This window comes from Polaribacter atrinae (assembly GCF_038023995.1).
Lineage (GTDB): Bacteria > Bacteroidota > Bacteroidia > Flavobacteriales > Flavobacteriaceae > Polaribacter > Polaribacter atrinae.
Map to the genome: position 1 here is coordinate 1,176,084 of NZ_CP150660.1, position 17,587 is coordinate 1,193,670.

Consider the following 17,587-nt stretch of genomic DNA (forward strand, 5'->3'; position numbering starts at 1 on the left):
TATAATCTGAATTAACAAGGCTGAAAAATAAAGGAAAACAATTTTTACGGGAATTCTATTGCCTGCGAAAAATTTTTTGCTTCCTAAAGTTGGAATTGTAAATCAAAAACGGAAAATCTGCGTACGAATTTCAGCATACTTTTGAAAACAGAATTATGCTGAATGAAAACTTAAACGAATCAGTAAGCGTGAATTTTGCGTGACCAAAAAAATAGAATTTAAGAAAGCTAGGTAAATTGGAAAATAAATCGGAATTTTAAAACAGAATAGGACGAAAAAAATTATATTTGAAAAAGAGTGAAAATTAGCTGAAAACAAAAAAACTGCATTTGGCAACACCGTGTATGTTTTATTGCTTTTTATGGTTTTTCTTGCGAAAAACCACGCAATCGTAAAAGTTTGGTCTTTTAAAGTAATTATCAGCTAAATTCTCGCAACAAATCATAACACAAACACGTTGCCAAAAATTGTCCAGAACCACTCAAACCGTTGGAAAAAAAACAATAAAACTCTTGAAGTTTAAAATGTTAGACACTCTCTCGCGAGTCAAAAATTTAGTTTTTAATAAAAATTAAAAAAGGTTGAAAATATATAGATTCTTAAAACAAAGTTTGTGGAATTTTTACTCAAACTTAAAACTTAAAAAGGCGGAGAAATCTCGTTTTTTAAGAATAAAAGAAACCACTCAAATGTTGAATTTCCAATTATTGCGGAATGAAAATCTTGGCGGAATTATCACCCAAACGCAAAATTTAAAAATTAGGAAAGATCTCGTAAGTCAAAACATGAAAAAACACTCAATTGTTGAATTCCCAATATTGCGGAATTAAAAATATTGGCGGAATTGTCACTCGAACGCTAAATCTCGAAAATAATAACCAAAATAGGAAAAACAAAAAACAACTTTAGGCAACACCGTGTAAAAAAAATTGCTTAATTTTAGCTTAATAAAAATTAGTCGCATTTATATAAACTTCTATTTTCCTTCGGAAAATAGCCGTTCATTTTAATCGCAACTTTTCATAACACAACAACGTTAGGCACAATGCTGAAAAACCAACGAACATTAAATGAACACAGTAATTGAAATACTAATTGACAATTCCAATAGTATGGGAGATTGCAAAGGAATTATAGAAAACTATAAAGACTACCTTTTGCCTGATGGCTCAACGAGATTGGAACTAGCAAAAAAAATCTTGCTATCGGAAATTATCCCAACAATTGATTATGCCTCGAATATTACGGTCAGTCTTTTTTATTCATTAGAATCTACAGAAAAACCAAGAGAAATTGTTCAACCTATATTGCACAAAGGTAAAAATGACGAACAATTAAAAAATGCGATTAAAGGAATTGCAATTCCACACGAAACAGGAGGCACACCAATTACAGACGCACTTTTGAATTGCATAAATAGACTTAAAAATTATTCGGATTCTGACCGAAAAATAATACTCATAACTGATGGAGAAGAAACTGGGAAAAAAGACTATAAAATAGCTGCGAAAAATGCACTTAAAGTTTCGGGAATTAGTTGCAACATATTTATTGTTGGAATATCATTAAAGCCAGAAGCACGAATTAAAGCCGAATCACTTGTAAAAGAAACAAAGGGCGAATACTTTCATTTAGAAACTTCAAATTATAATAAAACAACAATCCAAAATAAATTAATTCCGTTAAAAAGTGCATTAATAGTAGACACAGTAAATAAAATAACTTCAACGAAAATAGAGGAACCAAAAGTTGAAATAAACAAAACTCACGACGAAAAAAGTACACCAGAAAAAATTACAGCTTTAGAACAAAACGTTTCTGATAATAATAAATTATTAAACCTGATTTCTAAACAAGTTTCATTAATCCAATCTGGAATTTCAAAACAGAACGAAGAGGATGATTTCGATGATGAAAACTTGATAGTTAGAGAAAACAGACAATTAAACGAGAAAGTTAGAAAGGCAAGTGAAACTTACCTCTTTGGACTATTGAAAAAGAAATTTGGAGAAAGAATACAATGGATGAACGAGAATGGAGAAAGCGGAGAAAGTTATGATTTTAAAGTATTGGACAGCATAGATAATAGTATAGAATATTACATTGAGTGCAAAGGCACAATTGGAAAGGAGAAAGTGTTTTATATGACTAAAAACGAATGGTCTTTATTTCTAAAAAACAGTTCTAAATATCAAGTATATTTTATTTCAGATGCGTTGCTAAACCCAAAAGAGATTAAAATTGACAATTTAATGAATTGGATTCTGACCGAAAAGGTAGTTCCTTATCCGACACGAAACCGAAAACAAAAAGCTGAAAGAATAATATTTACCATAATCGAATAAAGCACAGTGCCTAACAACGTATATAAAACATAGCTATTACAGGCTTTTCGAGAGGTTTTCGTGTATTTCCAAAGTCCGCCAAATTTTTTAATTTGGCTTTTTGAGAAAATAAGATAAAAAGAAAATTAAAAAATTTGGCTCGTGTATAACCCGAAAAGTTAGCGTCTATTTAAACGCTACGTTTCATATACAAGACCGTTGGGCATAATTATGAAAATCGTTACAATAATCATATTTTTAGTTTCATTCAATTTTTATTCTCAAGAAATTGAATACCAACTATATTTGAGAAATTCCTGTAATGATTCTATTGAAAAAGGAATTTTCTACTCTTTAAAAGGCGGAAATATTGAATATAACGTTGAAAATCTTGACAATCCAATTATTATAGTTCCGAAAAAAGGAATTTATGAGTTAATATCGGAAGAAACGAATGAAAAATTTGTAATAGAAATAACAAAAGAAAATAAGAAAGACACTTTACTTTTTCCTTCAATTTATCAATATATAAAGTCATTACCATTTTCTTTTAAAAAAGATATTGACAGTTCTGAATTAAGAAAGTTACGAAAAGAATCACGTTCAAAATTTATGAAATGTGACTTACCTTTAAACGGAGAACAAAAAGATTACTTTACGAATGGGAAAATAAGATTTTATGGGAATTTTAAACAAGGATTTGCTTGCGGAGAAGTTAAAGAATATTATCAAAATGGGAATATTAAAGCACTTTTCATTTACGACAATGAAGGATTTTTAAAAAAGAAAATAAAATACAACAAAAATGGAGAAGAAATTGAAAATTAACTATGCCCAACACCATATATAATTTATTGCTTTCTTTTCGCTTACTTACGAAAATCCTCGCGGATTTTCTTTGTCTGTAATTATTTACTAAATTAGTTGCTTAAACCACGCAACAAACCATATATAAACACGTTGTGCTTAATTAAAAACCGACCAACCTGAAAAGAATATTTCTACTTTTATTAATCATTTTACAACTGACAAGTTGCGATAATGGAGTTGATTATATAAAACAAAAAGATGGAAAAAATCATCTGATTGATTTTGGAAAATTTAGCATAATTACACCAACTGAATTTAAATATAAAAAAGTTAGCGGAATTGACTCTTATGTTGGAAAAATAAGGAATTGGAAGTTTACAACATTCTGTTTTGATTATGGTTTTTATTCACCTAAACCACCAATGACAAAAGAACAGTTCCTGAATGACAATAAGCAATATCTTGATTTTGAAAGTACTTTATTGTTTTTCAATTTAATTGACTTAAAGCCTTATGAAAATGAAGAAGGAGGAGTTAATCCAATGAAAATTACGAAAAAAATCAAAAATATTGTTCTGAATAAAATGAATGATAATGTAATATTGAGTAAAGGTCAAAACAAAAAATGTGAATATTATTACACATTTGATTTCGAGAAAAAAGAATATAAAATCCCTTTTTGTATTCCTCAAGAAAATTTAGATAACTTTAAATATTATGACATTGAAATAGATACAATCAAAAACTACCAAAGAACATTATCTATTTGGAAAAATGAAGAAAAAGAAAATTATTCAAGCGTGAATTTAATTCCTATAAATTCTGAACCAGATAAAATGGAATTATGGATTGGAATAAATACAAATGGAGAAATGAAAATCGAAAAAATAAGAGAGATTTTGGAAACTGTAAAACTGAAAAATAACTAAGCACAACACCGTATAAACTTTATTGCTAGTTATAGCTCACTTGGGAAATTCCTTCGGAATTTCGCCGTTCGTGTTTTATTTAGTAAATTCATTGTTTAAACATCGCAACAAAGCTTATACAACAACGTTGCCAAAAATTGCTCAAAAACCAATCAAAACGTTGGAAAAAAAACATTAAAACTTCTGAATTTAAAATGTTAGACACTCTCTCGCAAGTGAAAATTTTAGTTTTTAATAAAGATTTAAAAACTTTGAAAATATTTAGATTCTTAAAATAAAGTTTGTGGAATATTCTCTTAAACTCAAAATTAAAAAAGGCGGAGAAATCTCGTTTTTCAAGAATAAAAGAAATCACTCAAATGTTGAGTTTCCAATTATTACGGAATGAAAATTTTTGTGGAATTATCACTCAAACGCTAAATTTGAAAATACGGAAAGATCTCGTAAATCAAAATTTGAAAAACCACTTAAATGTTGAATTCCCAATATTACGGAATTAAAAATATTGGCGGAATTATCACTCGAACGTTAAATCTCGAAAATAATAACAAAGTCGGAAAAACAAAAAACAACTTTAGGCAACACCTTGTATAAAAAATTGCTAAATTTGGCTTAATCAAAAGTTTGTCCTTTCTTATAAACGCTATTTTTCCTGCGGAAAAATGCCGTTCATATTAAACGCAAATTTCCATACAAAAACACGTTAGCAAAAATAACTCGTTGGAACTGCTAAACAGAATTCTGCTGAACTGAACGCAGAAAATAATCACTCGATTTCTGACAATCATTCTGCTGAAAATTACTCGAATTCTTCCGAACGGAACTTTGAAAATTTACTCGATTTCTGACAGAAATTATGCTGAAAAAATCACTCAAAATCGGAACCAAACTTATCGGAATTTATAAAAACAGAGTTTTGTAAAATGAACAAAATCGCTTTCGGAATTTACTCAAATCTGTAAATTCGGAAATGGAATCTCGAAACCTGCTCACTAAAATGTCTCGTTACTTTTGCTAACAGCGTGTATAAAAAATTGCTTATATTGGCTTAACCAAAAGTGGTTGCTCGTTTGCTTGCTTCTGATTTTCCTTCGGAAAATCCTCGCGCACAAACTCGCAACTTTTCATACACGCAACACGTTGTAAAACATTTAAAAGAAACATTAACCATAAAACAAACGAACCGAAAATATGAAATATTACCTTATTGAAAATGATGAAAAAACTGGTCCTTTTACTATTGAAGAACTAAATAAAAAGGACATTTATAAAGAAACTCTCATTTGGACAAAAGGATTAGATGAATGGACAGAAGCTAAAAATATTCCAATGTTAAAGGATATTATTGACCAAACACCACCAAAATATAAAAGCAATAAAAACACTAACGAAGTTCCACCAGAACCACAAAAAACCGAAAACTCTTCAGAAGATTATTTTGGATATAAATTAGCATCGAACTGGGAAAGATTTATTGCCTCACTTATTGGAGGTTTAATAATGTTAGTGCCAATTTTAATAATTACTAAAGGTGATTATTTTGAAAGTGATAGTTACATATCTATTTATGACGTAATAATAAATATAATACTTGCACTTGTTGTCGGTGGTTTAATGTATCCAATTTGGAGTGGAAATATTGGACACAAAATTTTTGGGATTAAAGTAATCTCAAAAGAAAATGGGGAAGATGTAAAAAGTCCAATTAGAGGAATTATAAGAGAATTAGGTAAAAACATACTTCAATACCTAATAATTCCTGTTATTTGGTTGTTATGGGATAAAGACAAACAAAACTTATATGACAAAATTTCAAAAACCATAGTAGTAAAAAAAAAAGAGGTGTAGTTAAAGGCTTTTTTCGTTGGGTTTTCAAATTTATTGTATCAATAGTAGTAATTATTTTTTCATTTTTTTTATTAGGTACTTACGTTTATACAGACGGAATACCAGTAGCGTCAGATTATTTAATTGAAAGTTTGCCTGAAAGTGTTTCTACAGATTTAGGCAAGGAATTAAGAAACGAGGTTTTAAGTAAATACGACATTGACGATTACAAAACCGAAAAAATAAATCTTTTCACTAAAGAATTGAACTTTGAAAAAGATGTAAAAGTATATGTAATAAAATCAAGACAATTCAATGCTTTTGCAACACCAGGAAAATATATTTTTGTTTATAGTGGAGTTTTTGACAAATTAAATAGTTACGAAGAATTAGCAAGTCTTTTATCGCACGAATACACACACATAGATAAAAATCACGGTTTACGTTCTGTTGGCAGAAGTTTTGGTTATGAAATTTTTACTTCTGTATTTTTTAGTGATGATTTAAAAGAGCAAATTTTTGACAATTCAAATATGTTAATCAATCTTGAATACTCAAGAGCATTTGAAAAAGAAGCTGATTTAAATACAATTAAATTACTTCAAAAAGAAAATATTGATTTAAATGGTATGCTTTCTTTGCTAAAAATAATGCGAGAAATTGAACCACGAAGAATATCAAATAGTGAATTGAGCGACCATCCAAATACAATCGAAAGAATTGAGTATATTGAGGACGAAATTGAGATTACCAATAATAACTCAACAATAAATTATGAATTGGAAACGATATTTTCGGAGATTAAAAACAGCAAATATAAAACGTTTTACAACAACGTATATAGCTCATAGCTAATTAGTTGTTTAATCGAAGTTAAGACTTATTTGGAAAGTCGCCAAATTTTTAAATTTGACGATTTCCAATGAAAAAAGATAAATAGTAAAATTTAAAAATCTGGCTTGTGCTTAATCCGAAAAAATATCGCTAATTCACACGCTACGAGCCATATACAAAACCGTTGGCAAACATATGACAGAAAACCTTGACGACATAATAGAATTTGAAAATGAAAATACCGAATTGGATTTTAAGGCAATTCAGTATCAAAAAGTCAAGTTTCAAGATTTACTGAAAGATTTAATGTCTATGGCTAATGCTAAAACAGATGCTAATAAATATATAATAGTTGGTGTTAAGTTATTAGGAAATGGAAATAGAGATATTTTAGGTATCACAGAAGATTTTATTGACGAAGCCACCTATCAACAACTAATTCATAACAATATTGAACCTGAATTAAACTTTTCTTACGTTTCTTATCAGTTTCAAAATAAAACTCTCGGAGTATTTAAAATCTTTGATTCCATTGACCGACCTTATATGATGAAAAAGGATTATGGTAAATTAAAAATTGGAGAGGCTTTTATTAGAAAAGGTTCGCATCAAACAAGATTAACAAGAAAAGACTTTGACTTTTACACCGAAAAGAAAATAACTGAAAAGAGATTTAAAGGTAAAATCCTTACTTATTTTGATAAAATAAATCAAAAGTCAATTGCCCTAAAGATATTAAGTAATGGAGATTATCCATCAGACAAAGCGGCAGGAAAAATTAAAAAAATACTTTTAGAAAAAAAGGAGAAATTAAAAAAAACCGAAGGAATGTTTGTGCCATTTTTTGACCAAGACATTCGAATGTTAGGTGGAACACCTTATGAAAATAGAAGTATTAAAACATTAGAAGAAAATTTAGAAAATGTAGCAAAAACTTATCGAGAAGATGATTTGCATTATCTTTTCGAGGTTAAAGCGTATAAGTTTAACTTTAGAATATTAAATGATGATACCGAATATTTGGAAGACGCCTCGATTGAACTAAAAATTGAAAAAGAAGGATTATATATTGCCGACAAAATTTATTCTAAACCAGATAATTCAAATAGTATTATATCTTTAAAATATGAACTAAATCCACCATCTTGGGAAAGTATGAATTATCCAGAAGTTATAGAAAATGAAACGGAATATCTAATACTTGAAAACCTAGGGAATTTAAAACATCAAATAAGTGAGAATGCGCTAAAAGTAGATTTAAGAATTGCAATAAATCCAAAATTAAACAAAACTGAAAAAATAGTAAAGATTAAAATATTTGGAAAAAACTTGAGCAAGCCTATTGAAGACCAATTGATAATTAATGTGATTGAATAAAATACGATTTGCCAACACCGTGTATAATTAATTGCTTGGTTTTAGCCAATTTACGAAAGTCCTCGCGGACTTTCTATCTGTGTTTTATTTGCTAACTTTAGTGCTTAAAACACGCAACTAATCATACACAAACACGTTGTAGCAAATTACAGAATGAAAACAATTAAAGTAGATTTAGACTTTTTAGAATTTATAAAAACTGGAAAATTTGGTTTTATTAAGCTTGGAGAAAATAAAACTGAAATTGAAAGTCAAGGTTTACCAGCTGAAAATTGGATTAATGGAAAATCTAAAGAAAATTCAAGAATATGGAGATATGGAAATATTGAATTTCATTTTAATGAAAAAAATGAATTAATTCAAATTTTCAATGATTATATATCTGAAATTAATGGTGGAGAAAGTTTCTTTATTTCAGACTTTTGGATTTTTCCAAATAATGGAGAAAAACCTAGCTTACTAAAAACAATGAAGGAATTAAATTTTTTGAATATAGATTTTATGAAAAAAACTTATGAAGTTGGAATTATTGAAATAAAACTTAAAAATGGAGTTTACTTTTCATTTTATGGAAATAAAGAAAACAAAACTGAAAGTCCAAATAATTGGAAAATGTGTGTAATCGGAAAAAAATAAACTTGCTACAACACCGTGTAATAAAAATTGCTTAATTTTAGCTTAACCAAAAGTTGTTGCTTTTTTATTCACTTCTATTTTCCTGTGGAAAATAGCCGTTCACAAAAATCGCAACTTTCAATACACAACAACGTTGTGTGCAAGCCGAAAAACGAGAATAATTGAGAAAACGATTTACATAATTACTCTGATTTTATCAATAATCGGAATTCCATTATTTGAATTTATGGCTTTTAATTCAATGGTCAGTTTAAAATATGAAACACGTGAATTGACTGAATGTATTTCACTCGTTTCTGGAATTGATTTATGCAACGCAATTAGAACTTTTCACATTTTAGCAATTCTTTGTGGACTGACTTTCATCACGCTTTTGATTTACAGAAAACGGATTTTAAAAACGACTGAAAAGATATGATTTCAATTTTGCTCTTAATTCCGTGGATAATCTTTGGTTTCAAAAATCCGAATCTCAATTTATTCGGTTTAAATCAAACAAAAAAGTCCTTGCTTTTACTTTTAGGAATTGAAATTCTATTTTTTCTAATTCTTTATCTGACTTTACCAGAACCGACTTCAAAAATTGCAGGACTTCAAAGTTTTGCGTGGAATTATTTTATCTTGTATTATGCAAAAGGAATTATACCAACAACCGTTTTGAGCGAATATTTAAACGGAAATTTAGGAGATAAAATCGATTTGAATTATCAATATGTATATTTAATCGTAAGTTTAATAATCGACTATTTTATTTTGCTAATTATTAGTCCGAATATTAGAAAAATATGGAAAAAGAAAAAGCCTGCACACAACACCGTATAAAATTAATTGCTTGGTTAAAGCCTATTTACGAAAGTCCTCGCGGACTTTCTATCTGTGATTTATTTGCTAACTTTAGTGCTTAAAACACGCAACTAATCTTATACAAACACGTTGTGGTTTATATTTCGCTAGTCTAAAAGCGAAATAGAATACCTAAAAATCATTGCTTATTTACAATAAATTGAATATTAATTACTAATTTTATAAAACTATGAAAATGAAAAAAAACAAATTACCTAACCTCTTAAAAACAGGAATTCTACTTTTTGGAATTTCTATTTTACTTTGGAATTGTCAGAATATTATTGATAATGAAAAAGTAAATTTAGAGAAGAGCGTTATAGATTATGGAATATCAAAAGAGAAACTTTTAAATTTAAAAACAACTAAAAGAGTTGCTGCAAAAATCAAAGGTTCCAAAAAAAGCAATAGCTTACTAAATAAAACTACAGCTGGAGAATTAACATTTGAAGAACTTGTTGAAAGATTAAATTTAGAAAACACATATTATTCTTTAACAGATAGTACTGAAGTATTAAGTGCACCTGTTAAAACTCTGGGGAATTATAAAAGAGTTTTATTCTCAGTAACAACCGGAGAAATTAATAACTCTTATTTACTAACCTACCCAAACCCACAAGACACAAAAACATTTTACGTTAGTAATTTATATGGAAAATTACTTCAAAAAGTTGTTATTCAACCAAATGGAATTGGAAAAGTAGTCTCTTATAGTAGTAATAATACTTTAGCTAAGGGAGATTTTTGTGGAGACCAAACAGTTTACGAAACTTGTAGTTCAGGAAGTCATAGTTTTCAAAATGAAGATACAGTATGGGAATGTGATTATTGGACTGATTTAAGCAGCGGAACTCCTCCTAGTTTGTTTACAATATCTGGAGATTGTGGAGGGAGCAGTGGTGGTGGAAGTCCTTCAAACGATGACACTAGTGGAAATCCTACAAATACTGGTGGTGGAGTTTCAACTGCTCCATCTGGAGGTGGTGGACTACCTACTAATTTAGAACAAGAATGTGTTGCTAGTTTAGACTGTGAAGAATGTGATTTACCAGGAGATTTAAATAGAGATTGTACCATTGATGAATATGAAGGATGTAGAATGTTAGGATATTCTGATGAAGTTTGTGTATGTTCAGTAAATGGGGGAAATATAGATGAGTGTACTTTTGACGAACAAGTTTTTATAGATGATAGTTTCAAAGACAATTCCTGTTTAAAATCTGTTTATGACAAAATGGGCAAAGCAACTAAATTCAAAGAATATTTACAAAACTTTAAGAATGGAATGTCTGTCGCAGATTTAAGATTTACTACAGATGATAATTTTAGTGGTAATGAAGATGCTGATTATCATAATGCTATGGCTATTACAAAACCACCTTTAGCTAATAATGAAATAAAAATTAAATTTAACACAGATACTAGTACAACAGGAAATATTTTAAATAAACCAGATGTTTTTAAAGCTGTATCTATGATACATGAAGTAATTCATGCAGAAATGTATAGAAAAATGTTAGATGCTATGATAGTTGCTCAAGCCAATGGAACTACTTTAGATTGGACAGATTTAACATATGATGAATTTAGACAATATATAGATGTCACTTTACAAAATAAATATTTTGGAATTTGGGATTACTATGTTAGATATGATGATAATGATGATACTCCAGATAATGGTCAACATCAACAAATGGCTCAACATTATAGAGATATTGTAAAACAAGCTTTAACAGATTATGACCCAACTCTAACAGAAGAACAAAAAGAGGCTCTTTCTTGGATTGGATTAAACGAAGCAAACATTGTTGCTTGGCAAAATTTAGATGAAGACCCTAATCTTAATACACAACAAGAGCAAGCTGCTATTAATACTACCATTACTCAAATCAAAAATACTTTTCCAAATGAATGCAACTAAATTAGTTTTAATACTATTCTTTTTAAGTTCAAATTTTATTTTTGGGCAAGGGTCAGAGTATCCAAAAGACACTATATTCCTAAAATTTAAGGATACCATTTTTACAAACACAAAAATGAAATCAAAAGCAATTCATAATTTTCAAGGGAAAAATGGAATTAAATTTTGGTGGAAAGGAAAATGGATGTTTTATGATAAAAATCGAAAAGCTGATACTTTATGTTATAAACATCTAAAAGACTATACTTTTTTAAGTTTAAAAGAAATAGAAAAAAAAGAACGGGAATATTATAAAAACAGATTTGGAGGAAATCCTTGGATAAAAAATAAAAATGGAGTATTTTATACTTTTTTAATTGAGAAAATTTCAAGAGAAAAATTTGTGATTTATCCAGTAATATGGAGAAATGAAGGAACAATTCAATAAATACAAACCACAACACGGTATATAAAAAATAGCAGTTAAGTGCAAACTTCAAAGTTTATTCTTTTCTGCTATTTTCATTCACAAATTGAAAATAATAGCTTATTTATTCTGCTACTTTTCATATACCAACACGTTGCCAAAAATTGCCCAAAACCAATCAAAACGTTGGAAAAAAAACAATAAAACTTCTGAATTTAAAATGTTAGACACTCTCTCGCGAGTGAAAATTTTAGTTTTTAATAAAGATTTAAAAACTTTGAAAATATTTAGATTCTTAAAATAAAGTTTGTGGAATATTCTCTTAAACTCAAAATTAAAAAAGGCGGAGAAATCTCGTTTTTCAAGAATAAAAGAAACCACTCAAATGTTGAGTTTCCAATTATTACGGAATGAAAATCTTTGTGGAATTATCACTCAAACGCTAAATTTGAAAATACGGAAAGATCTCCTAAATCAAAATTTGAAAAACCACTCAAATGTTGAATTCCCAATATTACGGAATTAAAAATATTGGCGGAATTATCACTCGAACGTTAAATCTCGAAAATAATAACAAAGTCGGAAAAACAAAAAACAACTTTAGGCAACACCTTGTATAAAAAATTGCTAAATTTGGCTTAATCAAAAGTTTGTCCTTTCTTATAAACGCTATTTTTCCTGCGGAAAAATGCCGTTCATTTTAAACGCAAATTTCCATACAAAAACACGTTGGGCATAATTATGAAGACATTGCAAAAATCAATCTTTCTGCTATTAATCAGCTTTTCGTGTTTTAGTCAAAAAAACGAAAGGGAAAAACTGAATTTAGTTTTCTTTGACAAATGCACTAATAATTTTATAAAACCTGAAATAGAAATTGACACTATTGCAGGTTTGAAAAATGGAAGACTATTAACTTACTATATAAAACGTGGAGATTGGATTTCTCAAGCTTTTTCTTCAACTATGCTCAATAGAGAATCAATTGATACAATTAAAATTCCGAAAATCCTTTTTTCCTTTGGAAATGAATTGCATTCAAAACGGTGGAATTACTTAAATTGTGAAAAAATTTGTGAAGGAATAGAAACTGACTTCTACGAAAACGGAAATAAGAGAATTGAAGGAAATTTTAAAAACGGAAAGCCAGTTGAATTAAAAGAGTTTAAGGAAAATGGGAAATTATTTTCGCAGAGTTTTTACGAAAATTTTACATTGAATTTTAAACGAATTAATTACTTCAATGAAAATGAAGAGATTTATGAATATGACATTTACGAGAATAAAAAAAGAAAAACTATAATTCGAACATTTGACAAAAATGGAGTTTTAATTAGTAAAGAAATTGAGAAAAAACATATTGAAAAAAGACATTAAAATTAACTATGCCCAACACCGTACAAAATTAATTGCTTGCTTTTTGCTTACTTACGAAAATCCTCGCGGATTTTCTTTGTCAGTAATTATTTATTAACTTAATTGCTTAACCAACGCAACTAATCTTGTACAAACACGTTGGCAACAAGCTGAAAAATTCGTTAAACCAAGAAAGATATTGATTGAATTTGATAATTTAGTATCTTTGATAAAAAGAAACTCGAAATGAATATAGAAGCTCGAAAAATAGAATTTATTCAAGAATTCCTTAAACTTCAAAGCGAGGAAGCAATTTCCAAACTTGAGAAAATATTGAAAAAGGAAAAAGACACTTCTGACGAAAGGCTTTTTAAGCCAATGACCATTGATGAGTTAAACAAAAGAATTGACAAATCAGAATCGGATTTCAAAAATAATCACTTTAAAACAAGTTCTGAACTTTTATCCAAATACAAATAATGAATTTTAAAATTATTTGGTCAGACTTTTCGGAAACTCAACTTGATGAAATTTATGAATATTACGAAAAGAAAGCAAGTTTAAAAGTTGCTACTAAAATTGTAACTGGAATAATTAAAGAATCGGAAAAATTAATCAAAGCTTCCTTTATTGGACAAGAAGAAGAATTACTTAAAGATAGAGAAATTCAATATCGTTATTTGGTTTTCAAAAACTACAAAGTGATATATTCGGTTGATGAACAAAACGGATTTATAAAAATTGCTGATGTTTTTGATACTCGACAAAATCCACCGAAAATGAAACGAACAAAATAAAGCCAGTTGCCAACAGCGTATATAATTTATTGCTAGTTCTAGCCTACTTACGAAAATCCTCGCGGATTTTCTATTCGCTTTTTATTTGCTAAATTAGGTGCTTAAAACACGCAACAAACCATATACAAACACGTTGTGTGTAATTACCCAAATCAATGTACAAAGGAAAATCAAGCAAAGGATTAGAGTTTTATAATTTACTAAATCAATCGGAAGAGTTCACTTCTGAATTAGGAAAAGTAGCTTTAGCATCTGGAAGATTAGAAGCGGAATTTATTCTCTATTTGACAAAGAATGAGGTGAAAGGGAATTATAAAAAAGCGACGCTCGGAACACTTATCAGAATTGCGAATGAAAACAAACTATTATCAGAGAATGAAAACTTAATTTTCAAGCAAATTTCAAAACAGCGGAATTATATAACGCATAATATTTACGCTCTTTTCTCGGACTTAATTGACGAGACAATTTTGGAAAAGGAGAACTTATTAGATTCAGATGTACATTTATATACTGAAAGAGCTTGGCAACTGAGAGAAAATCTCAACGGACTATCTGATGTTATAAAAACAAAACGGAATAAATAAAAACTACACACAACACCGTATAAAAATAATTGCTATTTTGGGCTTAATAAAAGGTCGTTGCACTTTTGTTACGTCTGATTTTCCTGCGGAAAATCCTCGCACACAAAACCGCAACTATTCTTATACATAAACGTTGTAGCACATTAACCAAAAACCTCATAAAAAAGAAAAACAATGAACGAAACAAAAACACACGGATACCAATTAGCATCAAAAGGAAAAAGACTTATAGCTTCACTTGTTGAAGGAATAATATTTATTCTTTTAACTTTGGGAGTTTATCTAATATTAGGGAAATCTATTTCTGAATATTGGAATAGTGACTTTGAATTAATTGAAGTAGTTTACTCTGCTATTACAGGATTTATTGTTGGAGCAATATTTTATCCAATGTTTATAGGGAATTTAGGACATAGAATTTTTAATTTGAAAGTGATTTCAGAAGAAACTGGAAAAGATTATAATAAAGCAGAAAAAGGAGCGATTCGTGAATGTTTGAAATATGCTTTAGGATATTTATTAATTCCAATTATTTGGATATTATGGGACGAAAAAAATCAGAATTTATATGACAAACTAACAAAAACGTTAGTGGTTGAAAAAACAAGAATGAATAAAAACGTGCTACAACACCGTATATAATTTATTGCTGGCTTCTTGCCTACTTGCGAAAGTCCTCGCGGACTTTCTTGGTCGGTAATTATTTACTAAATTAGTTGCTTAAAACACGCAACAAACCATATACAACAACGTTGTCTATAATGCGAAAAAAAATCGTTCATTGAAAAAACAGTCTCGTTAAGAGATGAAAATTTTGGTATTCAAAGTTACCAAGTCTATTGATTTTACTATGCTCTTAATCAGAGTTGGACAGACTATTAATCCAATTGAATTAATAAAAACCTTAAAAACATTGATTATGATAAAAATAGAACAGATTAAGAAAAGTACTGTAAAGGAAAAATTTATGAATTTTATTAAAAGTATGGTTGTGGGATTAGCACTAGTGGAGAAAAGAGTCGGTCTTATTCCTCTGATTATAAAGTATAGATTTCAATAGTTTACTTGTTAACCGAATTCCAAGACGAAGTGCGTAGGGAGGTTCGAATCCTCCCTTCTCCACCAAATTTTGAAAATAATGGAAATAGGAAGTTTTAAAATATCAGGACATTCAACAAAAAGAGAATGGGCAGTTTACTTATTCATTGCAACACCAATAAACGAAAATGGGTTAAAGAAAATATATGTTGGTAAAGTTGGAGACAATAGAGACGGTTGTAATCCTGTAATATCAAGAGTAGGAAATCATTTTTCTCATAATAAAATTCATTCTCAAATTCGGAATAGAATTGGAAAAACGGAAGATTATAATTATGAATATTTCTACTGTCATTTCGGAGAATATGAATTGAATCAAGAAAGTAGAATTAAAAGCAGACAAAAAACCAACGAATTAGAAAGAGAATTGAATAGAATTGTTCAGAAAAAAATAGACACAAACTATTATGAACTATTAAATCCATACAAAGGAACTCACGTTTCTAAATCAAAAAGGATCGAACGTTCGGAATTGATAAATGAATCGGAAAAGAATTTATTGGAAAGATTATGTGAAAAAGCACTATAGACAACACCATATATAATTTATTGCTGGCTTTTTGTTTACTTACGAAAATCCTCTCGGATTTTCTTTGTCAGTAATTATTTACTAAATTAGTTGCTTAAACTACGCAACAAACCATATATAAACACGTTGGCAAACAGTTAACCAGACCAACAAAAATTTTCCTTCAATTCAAGTTTTTAGATTTTTAACAAAAGAAAAAATAAATCGAATCTGAAATCGAAATGGAAAAAACAACGTCGGAAATAATTACTATTGCGGAAAAAATACGCTGGAATTTTGGCTTGCCGAATGTTAGTTTTTTAAATCGAAAATTTAGCAAACAGGAAAGTTTTGGCTGATTATCAGAAACGCAAAACGTTCGGAAAAAAACGGAATGAAAGGCGGAAATTTTTTTGAGAATTTTAAGAAATTATAAACTTGAAATCTAAATTAAAAAATAGCGTCTGAATTTAACACTCTTGTGGAAAATTACGTCTGAATTTTGATTTGTCAAATGTCAGTTCAATGCATCGAAAATTTAGCAATCCGAAAAGTTCTGGCTGAATAGCAGAAACGCAAAACGTTCGGAAAATAAACGGAATGAAAAGCGGAGATTTTTTTGAGAATTTTAAGAAAAAAAAGCTAAATTACGCTTGAGAAACAAAACGTCGGAATTTAACGATTGCGAAAAAAAATAAAACCGATTTGCCAACACCGTGTATAATTAATTGCTAGGTTCGTGCTTACTTACGAAAGTCCTCCCGGACTTTCTTGGTTCGTGTTTTATTTAGTAAGTTTCTTGCTTAAACACGCAACTAATCATACACAAAATCGTTAGCAAACATTGCTCACTCAAACCTAAAAAAAACGACAAAATGTATTTAGAAAAAATTTTACTATTTGAAAAAACTCCTTTAAGTGAATTATCAGAATCAAAGGAAAAAACTATTCTCGAAAACTTTAAAGAGAAATTGAAACCAATTGAAAATGAAATAAAAGCTCAACCAAGTGGAACAATCGGAATAAAAGAATCTGGAAATACATTTGTTGTCGGATTTTCTAAAGATTTGACTAAACAGATTTCGGAATTAATGTATAGTTAAGTTTTAATTGAATTCCGTTTTGGAGTAATTTATCAATTATAGTTATAAGTTGAGAAGTTTCATCTTTGTTTAAGATTTTTGAAACTCCTTCTGGCTGAATTGATACGTTAAATTTATCTGACATAATATTTGAATTTAAAATCATTCACTTTAATATTGGTGGAATGAAAACCATAATCTGAAATAAAAAAACGATTTGCTAACACCGTACAAAATTAATTGCTTTAT

At 28.9% G+C, this 17,587-nt stretch carries 18 protein-coding genes; 17 read left to right on the forward strand and 1 reads right to left on the reverse strand.

What is annotated here, in order from left to right; all coding sequences use genetic code 11:
* Window positions 1-1,070: 1,070 nt before the first annotated feature.
* From WG945_RS05120 to WG945_RS05200, 17 genes are all read left to right on the forward strand, one after another.
* Entirely contained in the window at window positions 1,071-2,345 is a 1,275-nt protein-coding gene (locus WG945_RS05120; RefSeq protein ID WP_082864236.1) for a protein NO VEIN domain-containing protein, read from the forward strand.
* 210 nt (window positions 2,346-2,555) lie between these two features.
* Window positions 2,556-3,152, forward strand: a complete 597-nt coding sequence (locus tag WG945_RS05125; protein ID WP_157603624.1) for a hypothetical protein — start codon at window positions 2,556-2,558, stop codon at window positions 3,150-3,152.
* A gap of 404 nt (window positions 3,153-3,556) precedes the next feature.
* Complete coding sequence (locus WG945_RS05130; protein ID WP_068449906.1) at window positions 3,557-4,063, forward strand: hypothetical protein; 507 nt, start codon at window positions 3,557-3,559, stop codon at window positions 4,061-4,063.
* 1,191 nt (window positions 4,064-5,254) lie between these two features.
* Entirely contained in the window at window positions 5,255-5,911 is a 657-nt protein-coding gene (locus WG945_RS05135; protein ID WP_082864308.1) for an RDD family protein, read from the forward strand.
* A 131-nt stretch (window positions 5,912-6,042) separates the two neighbouring features.
* A complete protein-coding gene (locus tag WG945_RS05140; RefSeq protein ID WP_068452084.1) occupies window positions 6,043-6,741 on the forward strand; it encodes a M48 family metallopeptidase in 699 nt (232 codons plus the stop codon).
* 178 nt (window positions 6,742-6,919) lie between these two features.
* Complete coding sequence (locus WG945_RS05145) at window positions 6,920-8,101, forward strand: helix-turn-helix domain-containing protein (RefSeq protein WP_068452081.1); 1,182 nt, start codon at window positions 6,920-6,922, stop codon at window positions 8,099-8,101.
* Between the two features lie 153 nt (window positions 8,102-8,254).
* On the forward strand, window positions 8,255-8,737 hold the full coding sequence (locus tag WG945_RS05150; RefSeq protein WP_068453058.1) for a hypothetical protein: 483 nt from the start codon (window positions 8,255-8,257) through the stop codon (window positions 8,735-8,737).
* 507 nt (window positions 8,738-9,244) lie between these two features.
* Window positions 9,245-9,559, forward strand: a complete 315-nt coding sequence (locus WG945_RS05155; protein WP_157603743.1) for a hypothetical protein — start codon at window positions 9,245-9,247, stop codon at window positions 9,557-9,559.
* Between the two features lie 217 nt (window positions 9,560-9,776).
* A complete protein-coding gene (locus tag WG945_RS05160; RefSeq protein WP_157603742.1) occupies window positions 9,777-11,504 on the forward strand; it encodes a hypothetical protein in 1,728 nt (575 codons plus the stop codon).
* A complete protein-coding gene (locus WG945_RS05165; RefSeq protein WP_068453097.1) occupies window positions 11,491-11,931 on the forward strand; it encodes a hypothetical protein in 441 nt (146 codons plus the stop codon). Before WG945_RS05160 ends, WG945_RS05165 begins: the two co-directional genes overlap by 14 nt.
* Before the next feature lie 720 nt (window positions 11,932-12,651).
* Window positions 12,652-13,287, forward strand: a complete 636-nt coding sequence (locus tag WG945_RS05170; RefSeq protein ID WP_068449026.1) for a toxin-antitoxin system YwqK family antitoxin — start codon at window positions 12,652-12,654, stop codon at window positions 13,285-13,287.
* A 225-nt stretch (window positions 13,288-13,512) separates the two neighbouring features.
* Window positions 13,513-13,746 (forward strand): hypothetical protein, encoded by a 234-nt coding sequence (locus WG945_RS05175; protein WP_068449024.1) that lies wholly within the window; start codon window positions 13,513-13,515, stop codon window positions 13,744-13,746.
* Window positions 13,746-14,063, forward strand: coding sequence for a type II toxin-antitoxin system RelE/ParE family toxin (locus WG945_RS05180; protein WP_068449022.1), 318 nt, complete (start codon window positions 13,746-13,748; stop codon window positions 14,061-14,063). Before WG945_RS05175 ends, WG945_RS05180 begins: the two co-directional genes overlap by 1 nt.
* Before the next feature lie 155 nt (window positions 14,064-14,218).
* Window positions 14,219-14,650, forward strand: a complete 432-nt coding sequence (locus tag WG945_RS05185; RefSeq protein ID WP_068452177.1) for a hypothetical protein — start codon at window positions 14,219-14,221, stop codon at window positions 14,648-14,650.
* Between the two features lie 174 nt (window positions 14,651-14,824).
* On the forward strand, window positions 14,825-15,292 hold the full coding sequence (locus WG945_RS05190; protein ID WP_068452180.1) for an RDD family protein: 468 nt from the start codon (window positions 14,825-14,827) through the stop codon (window positions 15,290-15,292).
* A gap of 496 nt (window positions 15,293-15,788) precedes the next feature.
* Window positions 15,789-16,277 carry a hypothetical protein gene (locus WG945_RS05195; RefSeq protein WP_068452186.1) on the forward strand — a complete coding sequence of 163 codons (489 nt, stop codon included), beginning with the start codon at window positions 15,789-15,791 and terminating at the stop codon, window positions 16,275-16,277.
* Between the two features lie 854 nt (window positions 16,278-17,131).
* Entirely contained in the window at window positions 17,132-17,359 is a 228-nt protein-coding gene (locus tag WG945_RS05200; RefSeq protein ID WP_068452189.1) for a hypothetical protein, read from the forward strand.
* On the opposite strand, the gene WG945_RS05205 is transcribed toward WG945_RS05200, so the two are convergent.
* The gene (locus WG945_RS05205) at window positions 17,328-17,483 is read right to left on the reverse strand and encodes a hypothetical protein (RefSeq protein WP_157603716.1); all 156 of its coding nucleotides are present in this window, start codon (window positions 17,481-17,483) and stop codon (window positions 17,328-17,330) included. The genes WG945_RS05200 and WG945_RS05205 overlap by 32 nt on opposite strands.
* Between the last annotated feature and the right edge of the window lie 104 nt (window positions 17,484-17,587).